Origin of the sequence: Stenotrophomonas sp. YIM B06876 (assembly GCF_030711595.1) — a bacterium.
Classification (GTDB): Bacteria; Pseudomonadota; Gammaproteobacteria; order Xanthomonadales; family Xanthomonadaceae; genus Stenotrophomonas.
In genome coordinates this window covers 1-459 of record NZ_JAUJUJ010000553.1, presented here as the reverse complement: position 1 = coordinate 459, position 459 = coordinate 1, and the positions used below count along the sequence as shown (strand labels likewise).

Here is a 459-nt window from a genome sequence, read left to right as displayed (position 1 = left end):
GGCCGTGGCGCTTCAAGAGCTTGGGCACGGCGAACACCGGGCCTATGCCCATCTCGTCGGGCTCGCAGCCGGCCACGGCAAAACCGCGGAAGGCGCCCAGCGGTTGCAGGCCCAGGCGCTCGGCCACCTTGGCTTCGACCACCACGCAGGCGCTCGACCCGTCCGACAGCTGCGAGGCATTGCCGGCGGTGACGAAGTTGCCGGGGCCCTTCACCGGCTCCAGCTTGGCCAGGCCGGCCAACGTGGTGCTGGCGCGGTTGCAGTTGTCCTGGGTGGCGACCACGTCGCGGTGGCTGACTTCGCCGGTGTCCTTGTTCTTCTCCGCCATGCGCGTGGCACAGGCAATGATTTCGTTGTCGAACAGGCCGGCGGCCTGCGCAGCGGCGGTGCGCTGCTGGCTCTGCAGCGAGAACGCGTCCTGGTCTGCGCGCGAGATGCCGTAGCGCTTGGCCACCACGT

The 459-nt window shown here is 69.5% G+C and carries 1 pseudogene; it reads right to left on the bottom strand.

The window, feature by feature from the left end:
- Positions 1 to 459: pseudogene (locus QZH66_RS18425) on the bottom strand (3-oxoadipyl-CoA thiolase); the annotation flags it as partial.